General features: G+C 60.1%; 11 protein-coding genes. 7 read left to right on the top strand and 4 right to left on the bottom strand.

Translation table 11 applies throughout. From position 1 onward, the window contains the following. Nucleotides 1-132 precede the first annotated feature (132 nt). Nucleotides 133-2,979 carry an RNA polymerase-associated protein RapA gene (rapA, locus tag GVN17_RS01265; RefSeq protein WP_166593412.1) on the bottom strand — a complete coding sequence of 949 codons (2,847 nt, stop codon included), beginning with the start codon at nt 2,977-2,979 and terminating at the stop codon, nt 133-135. 217 nt (nt 2,980-3,196) lie between these two features. Here rapA and GVN17_RS01260 point away from each other — a divergent pair, with 217 nt between their 5' ends. The 3 genes from GVN17_RS01260 (at nt 3,197) to ccoM (ending at nt 4,060) form a co-directional block, all read left to right on the top strand. Next, nucleotides 3,197-3,574: an aspartate-semialdehyde dehydrogenase gene (locus tag GVN17_RS01260; protein ID WP_166593411.1), complete on the top strand. Its 378-nt coding sequence runs from the start codon at nt 3,197-3,199 to the stop codon at nt 3,572-3,574. A 66-nt stretch (nt 3,575-3,640) separates the two neighbouring features. Then, the gene (locus GVN17_RS01255) at nt 3,641-3,799 is read left to right on the top strand and encodes a hypothetical protein (RefSeq protein WP_166593410.1); all 159 of its coding nucleotides are present in this window, start codon (nt 3,641-3,643) and stop codon (nt 3,797-3,799) included. Between the two features lie 123 nt (nt 3,800-3,922). After that, nucleotides 3,923-4,060 (top strand): cytochrome c oxidase subunit CcoM, encoded by a 138-nt coding sequence (ccoM, locus tag GVN17_RS29785; protein WP_371928464.1) that lies wholly within the window; start codon nt 3,923-3,925, stop codon nt 4,058-4,060. Between the two features lie 261 nt (nt 4,061-4,321). On the opposite strand, the gene GVN17_RS01250 is transcribed toward ccoM, so the two are convergent. Then, nucleotides 4,322-4,792 carry a MaoC family dehydratase gene (locus GVN17_RS01250; protein ID WP_166593409.1) on the bottom strand — a complete coding sequence of 157 codons (471 nt, stop codon included), beginning with the start codon at nt 4,790-4,792 and terminating at the stop codon, nt 4,322-4,324. Nucleotides 4,793-4,830: 38 nt separating this feature from the next. Next, nucleotides 4,831-5,775, bottom strand: a complete 945-nt coding sequence (locus GVN17_RS01245) for an alpha/beta hydrolase (RefSeq protein WP_166593408.1) — start codon at nt 5,773-5,775, stop codon at nt 4,831-4,833. Between the two features lie 226 nt (nt 5,776-6,001). Between GVN17_RS01245 and fadD2 the strand changes: the two genes are divergently transcribed. From fadD2 to GVN17_RS01225, 4 genes are all read left to right on the top strand, one after another. After that, the gene (gene fadD2 / locus GVN17_RS01240) at nt 6,002-7,690 is read left to right on the top strand and encodes a long-chain-fatty-acid--CoA ligase FadD2 (RefSeq protein ID WP_166593407.1); all 1,689 of its coding nucleotides are present in this window, start codon (nt 6,002-6,004) and stop codon (nt 7,688-7,690) included. A gap of 417 nt (nt 7,691-8,107) precedes the next feature. After that, complete coding sequence (gene fadD1 / locus GVN17_RS01235) at nt 8,108-9,805, top strand: long-chain-fatty-acid--CoA ligase FadD1 (RefSeq protein WP_166593406.1); 1,698 nt, start codon at nt 8,108-8,110, stop codon at nt 9,803-9,805. Between the two features lie 324 nt (nt 9,806-10,129). Beyond that, on the top strand, nt 10,130-14,041 hold the full coding sequence (gene hrpA / locus GVN17_RS01230) for an ATP-dependent RNA helicase HrpA (RefSeq protein ID WP_166593405.1): 3,912 nt from the start codon (nt 10,130-10,132) through the stop codon (nt 14,039-14,041). Between the two features lie 344 nt (nt 14,042-14,385). Next, nucleotides 14,386-15,507, top strand: coding sequence for a beta-ketoacyl-ACP synthase III (locus GVN17_RS01225; RefSeq protein ID WP_166593404.1), 1,122 nt, complete (start codon nt 14,386-14,388; stop codon nt 15,505-15,507). A gap of 315 nt (nt 15,508-15,822) precedes the next feature. On the opposite strand, the gene GVN17_RS01220 is transcribed toward GVN17_RS01225, so the two are convergent. Beyond that, entirely contained in the window at nt 15,823-17,142 is a 1,320-nt protein-coding gene (locus GVN17_RS01220; protein ID WP_166593403.1) for a putative porin, read from the bottom strand. Nucleotides 17,143-17,300 lie beyond the last annotated feature (158 nt).

Genomic DNA, 17,300 nt, shown 5'->3' with positions numbered 1-17,300 from the left:
GCAAAACCAGACAACACCGGTAGTGCTGATACACCGCGTTATCCGGTTTTGCTTGCGCTTCGCACAAGATCGCGGGACAAGCCACGCTCCTACAGGGTTTGCGATCGCCGCACGATCTCCGGCGAGTTGGGCTTAACCCGCGACCAACACTCGGATCGCTTCCAGGCGCAGCGCTGCTTTTTCCAGCATCGCCAGCCCCTGTTCACGCAGTTCGCGCAAGGCCGTGATTTCGCTGTCGCGCACGGTTGGGTTGACCGCTTGCAAGGCGGTCAGGCGCGCCAGTTCTTCATCGGTGTCTGCGGCCAGGCGACGCTGGGCGTCGGCCACGCGCTCGGCGTGTTTCGGCGCGATCTTGGCTTCACCGGCGTTGATCTGCGGGTTCAACACGTCACGCTGAGCCTGGATGAATTTGTTGGCGCTGGCGCGAGGCACGCTTTCCAACTGGTCATTCAGGGTGGTGAACGAGACGCGGCCCGACAGATCGTTCCCGTTGCCATCCAGCAGGCAGCGCAAGGCGGCCGGTGGCAGGTAGCGGCCCAGTTGCAGCGAGCGCGGGGCGACCACCTCACTGACGTACAGCAATTCCAGCAGCACGGTGCCGGGTTTCAGCGCTTTGTTCTTGATCAGCGCGACGGCGGTGTTGCCCATCGAGCCGGACAGCACCAGGTCCATGCCGCCTTGCACCATCGGGTGCTCCCAGGTAATGAACTGCATATCCTCGCGGGACAGCGCCTGATTGCGGTCGTAGGTGATGGTCACGCCTTCGTCGTCGCCCAGCGGGAAGCTGGCGTCGAGCATCTTCTCGCTCGGCTTGAGGATCAGGGCGTTTTCCGAATGGTCCTCGCTGTCGATGCCGAAGGCGTCAAACAAGGTTTCCATGTAGATCGGCAGGGTGAATTGATCGTCCTGCTCCAGAATCGCCTCGACCAGTGCATCGCCTTCGCCCGCGCCGCCGGAGTTGAGTTCCAGCAGGCGGTCACGGCCGGTGTGCAGCTCGCTTTCCAGACGCTCACGCTCGGCACGGGCTTCGGCGACCAGCGCTTGCCAGTCGTCTTCGTCGCCACCTTCCAGTTGTGGCAGCAGGCGCGGACCGAACTGGTGTTGCAGGGCGTTGCCGGTCGGGCAGGTATTGAGGAAGGCGTTCAACGCTTCGTGATACCACTGGAACAGGCGCTCTTGCGGGCTGGTTTCCAGGTACGGCACGTGCAGCTCGATGATGTGCTTCTGGCCGATCCGGTCCAGACGCCCGATACGCTGCTCCAGCAGGTCCGGATGCGCAGGCAGATCGAACAGCACCAGATGGTGCGAGAACTGGAAGTTACGGCCTTCACTGCCGATTTCCGAACAGATCAGCACCTGCGCGCCGAATTCTTCGTCGGCGAAGTACGCGGCGGCGCGGTCACGTTCCAGAATGTTCATGCCCTCGTGGAACACGGTGGCCGGGATGCCGGAGCGCACGCGCAGTGCGTCTTCCAGGTCCATCGCGGTTTCGGCGTGAGCGCAGATCACCAGCACCTTGACGCGCTTGAGCATCTTCAGCGTGTCGATCAGCCAATCGACGCGTGGGTCGAAGCGCCACCAGCGTTCTTCTTCACTGGTCTCGCCCTGAGCCTGGAAGCTGACTTCCGGGTACAGGTCGGCGTGTTCGCCAATGGGCAATTCGAGGTATTCGGCCGGGCACGGCAGCGGGTACGGATGCAGCTTGCGCTCCGGGAACCCTTGCACGGCGGCGCGGGTGTTGCGGAACAGCACGCGGCCGGTGCCGTGGCGGTCGAGCAATTCGCGGATCAGGCGGGCGCTGGCTTCGGTGTCGCCATCGGCCACAGCGCCCAACAGCGCTTCGCCTTCGGCCCCGAGGAAACCTTGAATGGTCTCGTGTGCCTTGGGCGAGAGGCGGCCTTGATCCAGCAGTTCCTGAACGGCTTCAGCCACCGGGCGATAGTTTTCGCTCTCGGCGCGGAAGGCTTTCAGGTCGTGGAAACGGTTCGGATCGAGCAGGCGCAGACGGGCGAAGTGGCTGTCCTGACCGAGTTGTTCCGGGGTCGCCGTCAGCAGCAGAACGCCGGGAATGACTTCGGCCAATTGCTCGACCAGCGAGTATTCCTGGCTGGCCTTCTCTTCATGCCAGACCAGGTGGTGGGCTTCGTCGACCACCAACAAGTCCCAGCCAGCAGCGAACAGCGCGTCCTGGGCCTTTTCGTCTTCGACCAGCCACTCCAGCGACACCAGCGCCAGTTGGGTGTCTTCGAACGGGTTGCTGGCATCGCTTTCGATGAAGCGCTCGGCATCGAACAGCGCGACCTGCAGGTTGAAGCGGCGGCGCATTTCCACCAGCCACTGGTGTTGCAGGTTTTCCGGCACCAGGATCAGCACGCGGCTGGCGCGACCCGACAGCAGTTGGCGATGGATGACCAGACCGGCTTCGATGGTCTTGCCCAGACCCACTTCGTCCGCCAGCAGCACGCGAGGGGCGATACGGTCGGCGACTTCACGGGCGATGTGCAACTGGTGAGCGATGGGCTGGGCGCGAACGCCGCCCAGGCCCCACAGCGAGGATTGCAGCTGGCGGCTGGTGTGCTCCAGCGTGTGGTAGCGCAGCGAGAACCAGGCGAGCGGATCGATCTGCCCGGCGAACAAGCGGTCGCTGGCCAGACGGAATTGAATGAAGTTGGAGAGCTGGGTTTCCGGCAGTGTCACCGGCTGGTTCTGCGCGTTGAGGCCGTGATAGACCAGCAGTCCATCGACATCTTCGACTTCGCGAACGGTCATCTTCCAGTTTTCGAAATGGGTGATGGTGTCACCCGGCGAGAACCGCACCCGCGTAAGGGGAGCGTTGCGCAATGCATACTGGCGGGTGTCGCCAGTGGCCGGATAGAGCACGGTCAACAAGCGGCCGTCCTGTGCCAGAACGGTGCCCAAACCCAGCTCGGCTTCGCTGTCGCTAATCCAGCGTTGCCCCGGTTGATACTGCTGCGCCATGCTGCCTGACTCCCGCCTTGAAAAAGCCGACTATGGTAACGGAACACGCCGCCCAGCCAAAGCGCTTGTGCGGCCCATGTTGTAAAAAGCCCCGCATTTATTGGGTATAAACCGCCGGACGGGCACTTGTTGCGAAAAACATAGTCGAAACTTCCCCGCATTACGGCTCAAGTCGACGAAACGGCAGCCGACAGCCTGATAACAGGAGACCATTACCATGCTGCCACCGCTGATCCCCTTGAGCGCGGCCCCCGTTACCTCGCAGCAGGACCCGGTCAAACCCACGCCTGACATCCCGCCTGTCGCGCCGGTGCAGCCGAGTTCCAGCGAGAGCACCATCAACATGGGCCAGCGCGACCCCGAGCAGGCTCAACTGCTGCTGCGCGAAGAGCAGCGCCGACAGCAACGGCGCCGTCGCGATCGACGTACGTCCGATCGTCATCCTGATCTCAATGAAGAGGAGGAAGGCGCACCGCCGGTTCACAGCGGCCCGGCGATTCCCGGTGATTTCCTGAACGCGGACAACACCGTGCCCGTGGTGCCGATCATCGATGATGAGCCACGTCAGGGGTTGTGGGTGGACCTGAAGGTGTGAGGTGCTGGTCAGCGCCGGTCCGATTGCGCATTATTGTCGCCATTGGGCATTCGAGAGCACCCCGTCATGAGCGATGAAAAACTGGTAGACCTGAGCGTCGAGCGCGCCAAGCGTGTTCACGACCTCAACGACAAGCGGCTCAACGAAGTGCGCCAGGCCTTCGAGCAGGCGATGCCGCTGGCCAAGGGCAAGAAGAAAAGCAAGAACAAGCCGAAAAAGCGCTAGCCCCCCTTTCCGTTCTCCCTCTGACCTGATCAATCTGCGCGTGCCTTCATTCAACGGTGCGGGGGATTGATGTGGGTCAATACTTCCCTGTCCGCCTCTGGCTAATCTGCACCCATTGAACAGATGACGGTGGGAGGGGCTTCCATGTTTCTCGATCATGCGGTGATAGCGGGTGTGGTCACGGTGATGCTGATACTGAGTTTTTTCGCAGCATTGGCACTGTTCATCTGGAGAGACTCGCGGACGCGCGGTGAAGATTGAGTCTCTTATAAAAAGAGCACGCAAGGCATTTGGGGCAACTTCGGTTGCCCATTTTTTTGAGTTTTTTTCGAGAAGGGCAGTGAGGCGGGGACACCGCAGAATTCCTGAGGGAGCGAATTGATTCGCGAGGATTCGATCAGGCAACCGAGATGGGTTGATTGTACCGGCCCATCGTCGGAATGCCGCCCAGAATGAATTCCCTCCCACAGTGGAGACCGTGCAGAGCCCCTGCATAGGGGCCAGGCAGGGGGGGGGAGAGCATCAGCCCACCGTAATCGCCGGCAATTCCGTCAAGCTGACGGTCTGTTCCTTGCGCGGCGCCAGGATCTCCGCCTCACCATCAACGACCAATTCTTCATCCTGGTTGAACACCCGTGTCGCGATCCGCACGCGAAACTTCGGCAGTTTTTCCAGAATCTCCAACCGCACGGTCAACGTGTCGCCGATCTTCACCGGTTTTTGAAAGCTCATCTGCTGACCGAGATAGATCGTGCCCGGCCCAGGCAACTCGCAGGCCACCGCTGCGCTGATCAGCGCGCCACTGAACATCCCGTGGGCGATGCGATCCTTGAACAGGGTCTTGGCCGCAAATTCCGCATCGAGGTGCACCGGGTTGCGGTCGCCGGACATTTCGGCGAACAGCTGAATGTGACGTTCTTCGACGGTCTTGCTGTAGCTGGCGGTCTGGCCGACTTCAAGGGCTTCGTACGGGGTGTTGGTGACTTCAGTCATGTGGCGGTCCTGTAACGTTTAAAAGAAATGAAAAGGCGTCATTCGCTGCGGGGTGGCCGGGGCTCCTTCAGCGCCTCTTCGAGCCAGGCGAGTAAATCATGAGTGACCTCCTCGCGGTTGGTCTCGTTGAGAATTTCATGCCGGGCCTGAGGGTAGATCTTCAGGGTCACGAACGGATGATGGGTCCCTGTCAGCGCCTCGGCCAGATCTTTGAGACGCTTGCCTTCGCTCACCGGATCACATTCGCCGCCCATGATCAGCATCGGCAGGCTTTTGTCGATCTGCGCCAGGTTCGACGTTTTGCTGATTTGCTGCAGGCCACGGAGCATGTCCAGCCAGAACTGATTGGTGCAGCGAAACCCACACAGCGGGTCGCTCACGTACTTGTCCACCTCATCCGGATCACGGCTGAGCCAGTCAAATGACGTGCGCACGGGCTTGAATTTCTGATTGAAGGAGCCGAACGATAGAAACTCCATCAGTGCACTGCGCCCGGTAGGTCCCTGACGCCAACGCTCCATGCGGGCCACGACCGCGGCGGTGCGATAAAGGGAAACCGGCTGGAAGTTCGAGCCACTGAGCACCGCGCCTTGCAGGCTGGCGCTGTGGTGCAGCAAGTACGCCAGAGCAATGTAACTGCCCATGCTGTGCCCCAGCAGAAACACGGGCACGTCTCCGTGACGCTCGCCAATCGTGGCATTCAGCAGGGCCAGATCGCCCACCACTTTGTTCCAGCCATCCTGATCGGCGTAATGCCCGAGAACGCCGTGGGCGGCGGTGCGGCCATGCCCGCGTTGGTCATGGGCGTACAGCGCAAAACCCGCTCCCGTCAGCGCGGAGCCAAGCCGCTCATAGCGTCCGCTGTGTTCCGCCATGCCATGGGACAGCATTACCACCGCCTTGGGATCGCCCAGCGGCAGCCACGCATTCACGTACACGCGGTGATGATCCGTGGTGTCCAGCCAAAAAGCATCATGTTTCATGGTGTTTCCCTGGCCTTGTATAAAATTGTCGCGAAATTGCGCTGTAGTCATCCTTATCCAGCAGTGTATAGCCGTTGCGGAATGACGGGCCGATCACCCGCGAGATTCACGTCATTGATGACGCCCGAGGGCCTATTTGCCTTCTTGGGGTTAGCTGCTAACGTCCGGCAATCACCCGCACCCAGGCTGCGGGGTCGGTACTCTCAGGTAAGAGGATAAAAAGAACATGCAACCTGAATTCTGGAATGACAAACGCCCGGCGGGCGTCCTCTCTGAAGTGGACCTTCACGCGTACAAATCGGTGATCGAGGTCTTCGAGCGCAATTGCAAGAAGTACGCGGATCGCCCGGCCTACAGCAACATGGGCGTGACCCTGACCTACGCCGAGCTGGAGCGTCATTCAGCGGCTTTCGCCGGTTACATCCAGCAGCAAACCGAGCTCAAACCCGGCGACCGCATCGCCGTCCAGATGCCCAATCTGATCCAGTACCCCATCGCCGTTTTCGGTGCCATGCGCGCCGGTCTGATCGTGGTCAACACCAACCCGCTCTACACCGCACGCGAGATGCGCCATCAGTTCAAGGACGCCGGTGTGCGTGCGCTGGTCTACCTCAATGTGTTCGGCAAGAACGTGCAGGAAGTGCTGCCCGACACCGACATTCAGTACCTCATCGAAGTGAAGATGGGCGACATGCAATCGGCGGCCAAGGGGTGGCTGATCAACACCATCGTCGAGAAGGTCAAGAAGATGGTTCCGGCCTACGATTTGCCCCAGGCGGTCGCGTTCAAGAGCGTGCTCAAGCTTGGCCGTGGTGATCACGTGCAACAGGTGAAGCTCGACCTGGACGACATCGCTGTCCTGCAATACACCGGCGGCACCACCGGCTCGCCAAAAGGCGCGATGCTCACTCACGGCAATCTGGTCGCGAACATGCAGCAGGTCTATGCCTGCATGTTGCAGCATGGCCCGGACGGGCTGCCGATCTTCAAGCAAGGCGGCGAAATCATGATCGCGCCGCTGCCCATGTACCACATCTATGCGTTCACCTGTAACTGCATGTGCATGATGGTCAGCGGCAACCACAACGTGCTGATCACCAACCCGCGTGACATCGGTGGCTTCATTAAAGAGCTGAAGAAATGGAAGTTCTCGGCGATGCTCGGCCTCAACACGCTGTTTGTGGCGCTGTTGGACCATCCTGAGTTCAAGAATCTGGATTTCTCCCACCTGCGCCTGACCAACTCGGGCGGCACCGCGTTGGTGAAATCCACCGCCGAGCGCTGGCTGAAACTGACCGGCTGCCCCATCGTCGAAGGCTACGGCCTCACCGAAACTTCTCCCGTGGCCACCGCCAACCCCTACGGCGACCAGTCGAAGCTGGGCACCGTCGGCATGCCCGTGCCGGGTACCACGGCCAAGGTCATCGATGACGAAGGCAACGAGCTGGCCGTCGGTGAACGCGGCGAGCTGTGCCTGAAAGGGCCGCAGATCATGCTCGGTTACTGGCACAAACCGGACGCCACGGCCGAAGTGATCGACAGTGACGGCTGGCTGAAAACCGGTGATATCGCTGTGATCGACCCGGACGGTTTCATCCGCATCGTCGACCGTAAGAAAGATCTGATTATCGTGTCGGGTTTCAATGTCTACCCGAACGAGATCGAGGATGTGGTTTCACATCATCCGAAGGTCGCCAACTGCGCAGTGATCGGCGTACCGGACGAGCGTTCGGGGGAAGCGGTGAAGCTGTTCGTGGTGCCTCGGGATGCAAGCCTGACCACCGACGAGTTAAAGGCGTACTGCAAAGAAAACTTCACGGGCTACAAGATTCCCAAGCACATCGTGCTGCGGGAGTCGTTGCCGATGACGCCAGTAGGCAAAATCCTCCGACGCGAACTACGCGATCCGGCCTGAAACGGCTATATAAAGAAACGGCGTGTTGAGAAACACGCCGTTTTTTTTATTGTTTAACGCCCATACCTGTAGGAGTGAGCTTGCTCGCGAAGCGTGTATACAGGCACTGTTGAGCTGTCTGCTCTAACGCCTCGCGAGCAAGCTCACTCCTACAGGGTTGTACGAACAGACGGAAAACTGTGTGAAATTTCGACATTTAGGTTCATTGCTCTAAACGTGACTAATGAATGTTCAAGAGTCATTTTTATGACTGTAGAGGCTGCGTTTGCCTCTGGTCGGCCTTTGGCAAAGCTGCTACGCTCGGCCCGCTTTTTGTACAGTCGATACGCAAAAAGCGGTTGCTGCAAACGTTCCAAACACAAGAAATCATCGCATCGAGCGGTGTGTAGAAACGCTGTCGCTGAGGAGTCGGCTTCCATGATCGAAAACTTCTGGAAGGATAAATATCCGTCTGGTATCGCTGCCGATATTGATCCGGACGCGTATCCAAACGTTCAGGCGGTATTGAAACAGTCCTGCGAGCGTTTCGCCAACAAACCTGCGTTCAGCAACCTGGGCAAGACACTCACCTACGGTGAGATGTACGAATTGTCCGGCGCGTTCGCCGCGTATCTCCAACAGCACACCGATCTGCAACCGGGCGACCGCATCGCCGTGCAATTGCCCAACGTGCTGCAATACCCGATCGCGGTATTCGGTGCCATTCGCGCCGGCCTGATCGTGGTCAACACCAACCCGCTTTACACCACGCGGGAAATGGAACACCAGTTCAACGACTCCGGGGCCAAGGCGCTGGTGTGCCTGGCGAACATGGCGCACCTGGCTGAGAAGGTCGTGCCGAAAACCCACGTCAAGCACGTGATCGTCACCGAAGTCGCCGACCTGCTGCCGCCACTCAAGCGCCTGCTGGTTAACAGCGTCATCAAGTACGTGAAGAAAATGGTCCCGCCGTTTCACTTGCCCAAGGCCGTCAAATTCAACGACGTGCTGGCGATGGGGCAGGGCAAGTCGGTCAATGAAACCTCGCCAAAAAGCAGCGATGTCGCTGTGCTGCAATACACCGGTGGCACCACCGGCGTGGCCAAGGGCGCGATGCTGACCCACCGCAACCTGATCGCCAACATGCTGCAGTGCAAGGCGCTGATGGGCTCCAACCTCAACGAAGGCTGCGAGATTCTGATCACGCCGCTGCCGCTGTACCACATCTACGCGTTCACGTTTCACTGCATGTCGATGATGCTGAGTGGTAACCACAACATCCTGATCAGCAACCCCCGGGACCTGTCGGCAATGGTCAAGGAATTGTCGAAATGGAAGTTCACCGGCTTCGTTGGCCTGAACACGTTATTCGTGGCGCTGTGCAACAACGCTGATTTTCGCAATCTGGACTTCTCTGCGCTGAAGGTCACTCTGTCCGGCGGCATGGCGTTGCAACAGACCGCTGCGGAGCGCTGGAAGGACGTGACGGGCTGTTCGATCTGCGAAGGTTACGGGATGACTGAAACCAGCCCGGTGGCAACGGTGAACCCGTTCAAGAACATCCAGATGGGCACGATCGGCATCCCGGTGCCCTCTACGCTGTGCAAGACCATCAACGACGCGGGCGAGGAACTGCCGCTGGGCGAAGTGGGCGAGCTGTGCGTTAAAGGTCCGCAAGTGATGAAAGGCTACTGGCAGCGCCAGGAGGCCACCGACGAGATGCTTGACGCCGAAGGCTGGTTGAAGACCGGTGACATCGCGGTGATTCAGCCCAATGGCTACATCCGTATCGTTGATCGCAAAAAGGACATGATTCTGGTGTCCGGTTTCAACGTGTACCCGAACGAACTGGAAGACGTGCTGGCGACCCTGCCCGGCGTGCTGCAATGCGCGGCCATCGGCGTGCCGGACGAGAAATCGGGTGAGGCGATCAAGATTTTCGTGGTGGTCAAACCCGGCGCAACCCTGACCAAAGAGCAGGTCATGGAGCACATGCGCGCCAACGTCACGGCGTACAAAGTGCCGCGCAGCGTGGAATTCCGCGATGCGTTGCCGACCACCAACGTCGGCAAGATCCTGCGCCGCGAACTGCGGGACGAAGAGTTGAAGAAGTTGGCGCTGAAGAAACCGGCGTAAGCGTTGCGATGCCACCAGACCCCGCCCAGTGCGGGGTTTATTGTTTTCGGATACACCGCAGAACTGCTTCTGCCCGGAGGGCGTGGGAGCGCAGCTTGCTCGCGATCTGGCGCGAAGCGGCAGCAAATACTGCAAATGTGATACGTCTGACACAACCAGGGTGGCTGATTTTACTGCCGCTGCGCGCCAGATCGCGGGCAAGCGCGCTCCTACGGCCGATGGCCAGAATCAAAAGCGATGTGCCAGCCGCGGACATGCATGATGCCCACCAAATCTGCGACAATCCGCGCCCTGCATTCAGAATAGAAAAGACTTCGCGCCCTGATGACCGACGAATCGCCTTCCATCGACCAGCTTTTCAAGAACCTCGACCACGCGATGATCAGTGATCGGCATCGCCTGCGTCGTCAGTTGCACGAGCTGCGCAAGAAGCCCGATGAAGGCAAGCTGGCCCAGTGGGTCGAGCGTGTGCAGGCTTCGTGTGCGCAGGTGACGTCGCGCAAGCAGAGCGTGCCGACGATTCGCTACGACGAAAACCTGCCAATCGCCGCCAAGCGCGACGAGATCAAGGACGCGCTGCTCAAGCATCAGGTGCTGATCATCGCGGGCGAAACCGGCTCGGGCAAAACCACGCAGCTGCCGAAAATCTGCCTGGAAATCGGGCGCGGCCAGCACGGTCTGATCGGCCATACGCAACCTCGTCGCATCGCAGCGCGCAGCGTGGCCAGCCGGGTCGCGGAAGAAATCGGCACCCCGTTGGGCGCGCTGGTCGGTTATCAGGTGCGGTTCGAAGACCAGAGCGATCAGAACACCCTGATCAAGCTGATGACCGACGGCATTCTGCTCGCCGAAACCCAGCACGACCGCTTTCTTGAGCGCTACGACACGATCATCGTCGACGAAGCCCATGAGCGCAGCCTGAACATCGACTTCCTGCTGGGTTACCTGAAAACCCTGCTGCCCCGTCGTCCGGACCTGAAAATCATCATCACCTCGGCGACCATCGACCTCGAACGCTTTTCCGAGCATTTCGACAAAGCGCCGATCATCGAAGTCTCGGGCCGTACCTTCCCGGTGGAGACCTGGTACCGGCCGATGACCGCCGAGCAGGACGAAGAGGGCAACAGCGTCGAAGACGACCTGACTGTCGATCAGGCGATCCTCGCGACCCTCGACGAACTGGCCGCGCTCGAACGTTCGGAGCGCAAATCACCCGGCGACGTGCTGGTGTTCTTGCCCGGCGAGCGCGAGATTCGCGACGCCGCCGAAATGCTGCGCAAGGCCCAGCTCAAGCACACCGAAATCCTGCCGCTGTACGCGCGTCTGTCGCCTGCCGAACAGCAGCGGATCTTCCAGTCGCATCCGGGTCGCCGCGTGGTGCTGGCCACCAACGTCGCGGAAACCTCGCTGACCGTTCCCGGCATCCGCTACGTGATCGACACCGGCACCGCGCGCATCAGCCGCTACAGCTACCGCGCCAAGGTTCAGCGCCTGCCCATCGAGGCGGTTTCCCAGGCCAGTGCCAACCAGCGTAAAGGGCGTTGCGGTCGCGTAGAGCCGGGTTTGTGCGTGCGGTTGTACAGCGAAGAAGATTTCCTCTCGCGCCCGGAATTCACTGACCCCGAGATTCTTCGTACGAACCTCGCGGCGGTCATCCTGCAGATGCTGCACCTGCGTCTGGGGCAAATCACCGATTTTCCGTTCATCGAACCGCCGGATGGCAAGGCGATCAGCGACGGTTTCAACCTGTTGCAAGAGCTGTCGGCGGTCACCCGCGAGAACCAGCTGACGCCGCTTGGTCGTCAACTGGCACGTCTGCCGGTGGACCCGCGCATGGGCCGCATGCTGCTGGAAGCGGCGAAGCAGGGCAGCTTGCAGGAAGTGCTGATCGTCGCCAGCGCCATGTCGATTCAAGACCCGCGCGAGCGTCCGCCCGAGCGTCAACAGGCTGCCGATCAGGCCCACGCGCAGTGGAAGGATCAGGACTCGGACTTCGCCGGGCTGGTCAATCTGTGGCGCGGTTTTGAAGAGCAACGCCAGGCGCTGACCGCGAGTCCTTTGCGCAACTGGTGTCGTCGCAACTTCCTCAATTACCTGCGGCTGCGCGAGTGGCGTGACTCCCATCGCCAGTTGAGCCTGATCTGTCGCGACCTGCAACTGACGGTCAACAAAGAGCCCGCGGACTTCCCGAAATTTCACAAGGCGGTGCTGTCGGGCCTGCTGAGCCAGATCGGCCAGAAGGCCGAAGAAGGCGACTACCTCGGCGCCCGTCAGCGACGTTTCTGGGTGCACCCGTCGTCGGGGCTGGGCCGTAAACGCCCGCAATGGATCATGGCCGCTGAACTGGTCGAGACCACCAAGCTGTATGCGCGCATGGTGGCCAAGATCGAGCCGGACTGGATCGAGCCGCTGGCCGGGCATCTGGTCAAGAAAAACCATTTCGAACCGCACTGGGAGAAGAAGCGCGGGCAGGTGGTGGCGTTCGAACAGATCACCCTGTTTGGCCTGATCATCGTCGGGCGTCGTCCGGTGCATTTCGGGCCGATCGACCCGGTGGTGTCCCGCGAGTTTTTCATTCGTGAAGGGCTGGTGCGCGGCGAGATTCAATCCCGCGCCAAATGCCTGACCGCCAACACCAAGTTGCTGGAACAGCTCGACGAACTGGAGGCCAAGGCCCGTCGTCGCGACATCCTGGCGGACGAGGAAACGCTGTTCCGTTTCTACGACGAGCGCCTGCCCGCCGAGATTCACCAGACCGCGACGTTCGACGCGTGGTATCGGATGGAGAGCCAGAAGAACCCTCAGCTGTTGATCATGCGCGAGGAGGACGTCCTCGCCCGTGAAGCCAGCGAAGTCACGGCCAATCTGTACCCGGACACGTTGCGTCTGGGCGATCTGACCCTGCCGCTGACGTACCACTTCGAACCGAACCATCCACGGGACGGCGTGACCCTGCGCGTGCCTGCGCCGCTGCTGTTGTCGCTGCCTGCCGAGCGTCTGGAGTGGCTGGTGCCGGGACTGCTGGAAACCAAATGCGTGGCGCTGGTGCGGAACCTGCCCAAGGCCCTGCGCAAGAATTTCGTGCCGGTGCCGGACTTCGTCAAGGCGGCGCTGCAGCGTATGGCCTTCGGCGACGGCTCGCTGCCGCAGGCGTTGGGTCGTGAGCTGTTGCGCATGACCGGCGCTCGGGTCACCGACGAGGCGTGGGCCGAGGCTGCGCAGCAGGTCGAAAGCCACCTGAAAATGAATCTTGAGGTGGTCGATGCTCAGGGCAAGTTCCTGGGCGAAGGTCGCGACCTGGACACACTGACCGCACGCTTCGCTGAAGCCGGGCAAGCCGCGTTGGCCGTGCCGCAAACAGCGAAGAGCCAGCAGCCGGTTGAGGCCAAGGGCTTCGCCAAGGTTGAAGAAAAAACTCAGCAAAAGATCGCCGGGCTGTCGATGACGGTGTACCCGGCATTGGTCGAGGAGGGCGGCGCGGTCAAGGAAGGGCGGTTCTCGACCCAGACCGAAGCCGAGTACCAGCACCGCCGCGCCTTGCAACGTCTGTTGCTGCAACAACTGGCCGGGCCGACGAAATTCCTGCGCAGTAAATTGCCGGGTCAAACCGAGCTGGCCTTGCTGTACCGCGACATGGGCCGGGTCGACGCGCTGATCGAAGACATTTTGTTGGCCAGTCTGGACAGCTGCATTCTCGAAGGCGAAGCCACATTGCCACGAGATGGCGCGGGGCTGATGTCGCTGGCCGAGCGCAAGCGCGGCGCGCTTACGGAACACGCCGAACGCCTGGCAAGGCTGACGCTGGACATTCTCAAGCTGTGGCACGGCCTGCAAAAGCGCTTCAAGGGCAAGATCGATCTGGCCCAGGCCGTGGCGTTGAACGACATCAAGGCGCAGTTGGGCAAGTTGGTGTACCCGGGCTTCGTGCGCGAAACCCCGGCGCTCTGGATCAAAGAGCTGCCGCGTTATCTGAAGGCGATTGAGTTGCGCCTTGAAAAGCTGGGCAGCCAGGTGCAGAAAGACCGGGTGTGGAGCATCGAACTCGGCAACCTCTGGGCGCAATACCAGACCCGCGCCGACAAACACGCCCAGGAAGGCAAGCGCGATCCCGAACTGGCGGTGTACCGCTGGTGGCTGGAGGAGTACCGCGTGTCGCTGTTCGGCCAGCAATTGGGGACCAAGGTGCCGATTTCCGACAAGCGATTGAGCAAGCAGTGGGCGGCAGTGGAGGGGTAAATAGTTCGCGGTTTATCTGACTCACCGCGTTCCCCTGTAGGAGCGAATTCATTCGCGAAACGAAGGTTCAGACGGCAGAGATGTGTCGGATGTACGGGCCATTCGCGAATGAATTCGCTCCCACAGGGAATTGCGATGCCGCGGTCCTGCATTCCAGCGGCCCGATAGCGCCAAATTCCGGCCGTTATGGCAAACTTCGCGGTTAAAACCCCAAGCGTTACAAAAACACTGCTCCCGCCAACGGGGGATTTTATCGTTGCATTGGTACTGTCGTTCCAGAAATAGCCAGCACCGTGCTTGCGCAGACGCTTTGTCTGCTGCCATTCAAAAAGAGAGGAACGACCGTGTACGACGTCGTGATCAGCGGCACAGGGCTTTTCACCCCGGCCAACAGCATTTCCAACGATGAGCTGGTGCATTCTTTCAACACCTACGTCGCGCAATTCAATGCTGAAAACGCCGCCGCCATCGAGGCGGGTGACGTGCAGGCGTTGACCGAATCCAGCGCGGCGTTCATCGAGAAGGCCAGCGGCATCAAAAGCCGCTTCGTCATGGACAAGGACGGCATTCTCGACCCGAATCGCATGAAGCCTCGTCTGCCGGAACGCTCGAACGACGAATGGTCGATCCTCTGCGAGATGGGCGTCGCCGCCGCTGAACAGGCGTTGCAGCGCGCAGGCAAAACGGCTGCTGACATCGACGGCGTGATCGTCGCCTGCTCCAACCTGCAACGGGCTTACCCGGCCATCTCGATCGAGATTCAGGCGGCGCTGGGCGCTCAGGGGTTCGGTTTCGACATGAACGTTGCCTGTTCCTCGGCCACGTTCGGCATTCAGACCGCCTACAATAGCGTCAAACTCGGCCAGGCCCGTGCGCTGTTGGTGATCAGCCCGGAAATCTGCACCGCGCACCTTAATTTCCGTGATCGCGACAGCCACTTCATCTTCGGTGATGCGGCGACGGCAGTGGTGGTTGAACGTGCTGATCTGGCGACGTCCGAGCATCAGTTCGACATCGTCAGCACCAAGTTGCTGACCAGCTTCTCCAACAACATCCGCAACAACTTCGGCTTCCTCAACCGCACGGCGGAAGAAGGCGAAGGCAAGCCGGACAAGCTGTTCGTGCAGGAAGGGCGCAAAGTGTTCCGCGAAGTCTGCCCGATGGTGGCGGAACTGGTGGGCACGCACCTGACCGAGAACAGCCTCAACGTCAGCGACGTGCAGCGTTTCTGGCTGCATCAGGCGAACCTCAGCATGAACCATTTGATCGTGAAGAAACTGCTGGACCGCGACGCCACTGTCGAAGAGGCCCCGGTGATTCTCGACCGCTACGCCAACACCAGTTCGGCGGGTTCGGTGATTGCGTTTCACACCTACCAGGACGACCTGCCGACCGGCGCACTGGGCGTGCTCAGTTCGTTTGGGGCGGGGTATTCGATTGGTAGCGTGATTCTGCGTAAGAAGTAACGACTCCGCTCTCGGATCAGACCGGGATCTGAAACTGTAGGAGCGAATTCATTCGCGAAAGATCTGTCAGGCGACATGGTTGTGTCGGTTGTGTAGGCCTCTCGCGAATGAATTCGCTCCTACAGGGGTTTCTGCTCATAAAAAAGTGTTCGGCGCCCAAAATAAAAACAGCCCGGCGGTGACCTGTCGGAACGGATGATGGGGATCCGACAGGGCAACGGCGGGCTGTGAGTGTCACTTCAGACCTTGAGGGAGCACTCAAGGTCTGACGCTTTCAGCTTGAAGCTTGCCGCTCGAAACGCGCGGCTGCTTTTCTTAGAACTTGGCCATCACGTCCAGTTGCAGGGTGTTGGCATCCTGGTCACGCGGAGCGTTCGCGTAGGCGAAGTCTGCTTTGGTCAGGAAGTACGTGGCGCCCAAGGTGAAGTTCTTGTCGACATCGTACGAAACGCTCAGCTTGTGGCCGCGCGAACCGGTGGTGCCGTTGGCGAAGTCGGAGTCGGTGAAGGCGCCAACCACTGCGTTACGCTGAGTATCGCGATAGTTGTAGTCCAGACCGAAGCCAAACACCTTGGTCTTGGCACCGGCCAGCCATGCGGTGTCCTGATCGCTGTCGGTGGCGCTGTTGACCACGTACTGACCGTACAGGCTCAGAGGAACGACCAGACCGGTGAAGTCCAGTTGACCGAAGCCTTCATACAGGCGGAAGTCGTTGGTGTTGTTGCCGTTGATGCCCAGGCCGCAGAAGGTGGTCGCGGTGCTGGCAGCAGCCGGATTACAGTCGTTGGAGTGCTGGTACTGGTAAACGGAACCGCCGAGGGTCAGTTTCATGGCATCGGCAACACCGATACGCGTACCCAGCTGAGCCGCGTTCAGGCGCAGGTCGTTCTTGAACTGGGTGCCGTCGCCGCTGATGTTGTCTTTGAGGGTGTAAGTACCGGCGCTACCGAACAGCTCGAAGGATTTGCTGATGGGCAAGCTGTAAGTGGCTGCCAGACCTTCCGGGTTGATGTCGGCGTCCCAGATCACGTCGCCTTCGCTGACCCAAGGCTGGGCCATCTTGCCGCCGATGAGGTGCAGGTTCTGGATCGCAGTCGGGTGGTAATCGATGTAGCCCTGATCCAGCCACAGGTCTTTCTTGGTGAAGTAGTCGTTCTGGTCAACGTTGGTGGAGTTGGCCTTGTTGTCGCCGCCAGTGGCGATACGAATACCGGTGCTGACCTGTGGGTTGATGTCGGTGTACGCGCCCAGACGAACACGGATACGCTGGCGGTTCTTGTCCTGGCTGTTGTTCTGGTCGTCGATTTTGACCGTTTCCTGACGAACGCGAACGTCGCCTTTGAACTGAGTCTTGGCGGCCCACGCCACTTTCTGTTCGAATGCCGACAGTTCCGAGGACTTGGCAGCAGTAGCAGCAGCGATCTGATCGGCTGTCGCTTTCTGGGCTTGTTGCTGAGCCTGCTGATCTTTGGCCAACTCGTTTTGCAGTTCGGCGTACTGGGTTGGAGAAATCGACCCGTTGGCCTTGAGCATGTCGAGCAGTTTCGCGTCGACTGCGGCGCTGGCCGGAACGCTCATGGCCAGCAACAGACCGCCACACAGGGCTGCCGCAGTTTTGGTGGAAGCAAGACGCATATCAATCTCCGTAGATGAGAAGGGATGACAAAGCCATCCTGGGAACGACCGACCGGAAATGGGCGGGAAAAAAGTCTGTGTTTTTAAGAACCTGGGGCTCTAAAAACAGGCGCCAGTATCGCCATCGTTTATGACAGAGAGATGGCTAGGTGATGGCA

The sequence above is a fragment of the Pseudomonas sp. SLFW genome, assembly GCF_009905615.1.
Classification (GTDB): domain Bacteria; phylum Pseudomonadota; class Gammaproteobacteria; order Pseudomonadales; family Pseudomonadaceae; genus Aquipseudomonas; species Aquipseudomonas bambusae.
The sequence above is the reverse complement of the archived record's forward strand: the minus strand, read 5'-3'. Positions and strand labels throughout refer to the sequence as shown.

Bases quoted from the DNA above. Each gene is read 5' to 3' on its own strand.
- hrpA (WP_166593405.1), top strand. From the start codon at position 10,130: ATGACCGACGAATCGCCTTCCATCGACCAGCTTTTCAAGAACCTCGAC.
- GVN17_RS01255 (WP_166593410.1), top strand. From the start codon at position 3,641: ATGAGCGATGAAAAACTGGTAGACCTGAGCGTCGAGCGCGCCAAGCGT.
- GVN17_RS01245 (WP_166593408.1), bottom strand. From the start codon at position 5,775: ATGAAACATGATGCTTTTTGGCTGGACACCACGGATCATCACCGCGTG.
- fadD1 (WP_166593406.1), top strand. From the start codon at position 8,108: ATGATCGAAAACTTCTGGAAGGATAAATATCCGTCTGGTATCGCTGCC.
- ccoM (WP_371928464.1), top strand. From the start codon at position 3,923: ATGACGGTGGGAGGGGCTTCCATGTTTCTCGATCATGCGGTGATAGCG.
- GVN17_RS01260 (WP_166593411.1), top strand. From the start codon at position 3,197: ATGCTGCCACCGCTGATCCCCTTGAGCGCGGCCCCCGTTACCTCGCAG.
- GVN17_RS01250 (WP_166593409.1), bottom strand. From the start codon at position 4,792: ATGACTGAAGTCACCAACACCCCGTACGAAGCCCTTGAAGTCGGCCAG.
- GVN17_RS01220 (WP_166593403.1), bottom strand. From the start codon at position 17,142: ATGCGTCTTGCTTCCACCAAAACTGCGGCAGCCCTGTGTGGCGGTCTG.
- rapA (WP_166593412.1), bottom strand. From the start codon at position 2,979: ATGGCGCAGCAGTATCAACCGGGGCAACGCTGGATTAGCGACAGCGAA.
- fadD2 (WP_166593407.1), top strand. From the start codon at position 6,002: ATGCAACCTGAATTCTGGAATGACAAACGCCCGGCGGGCGTCCTCTCT.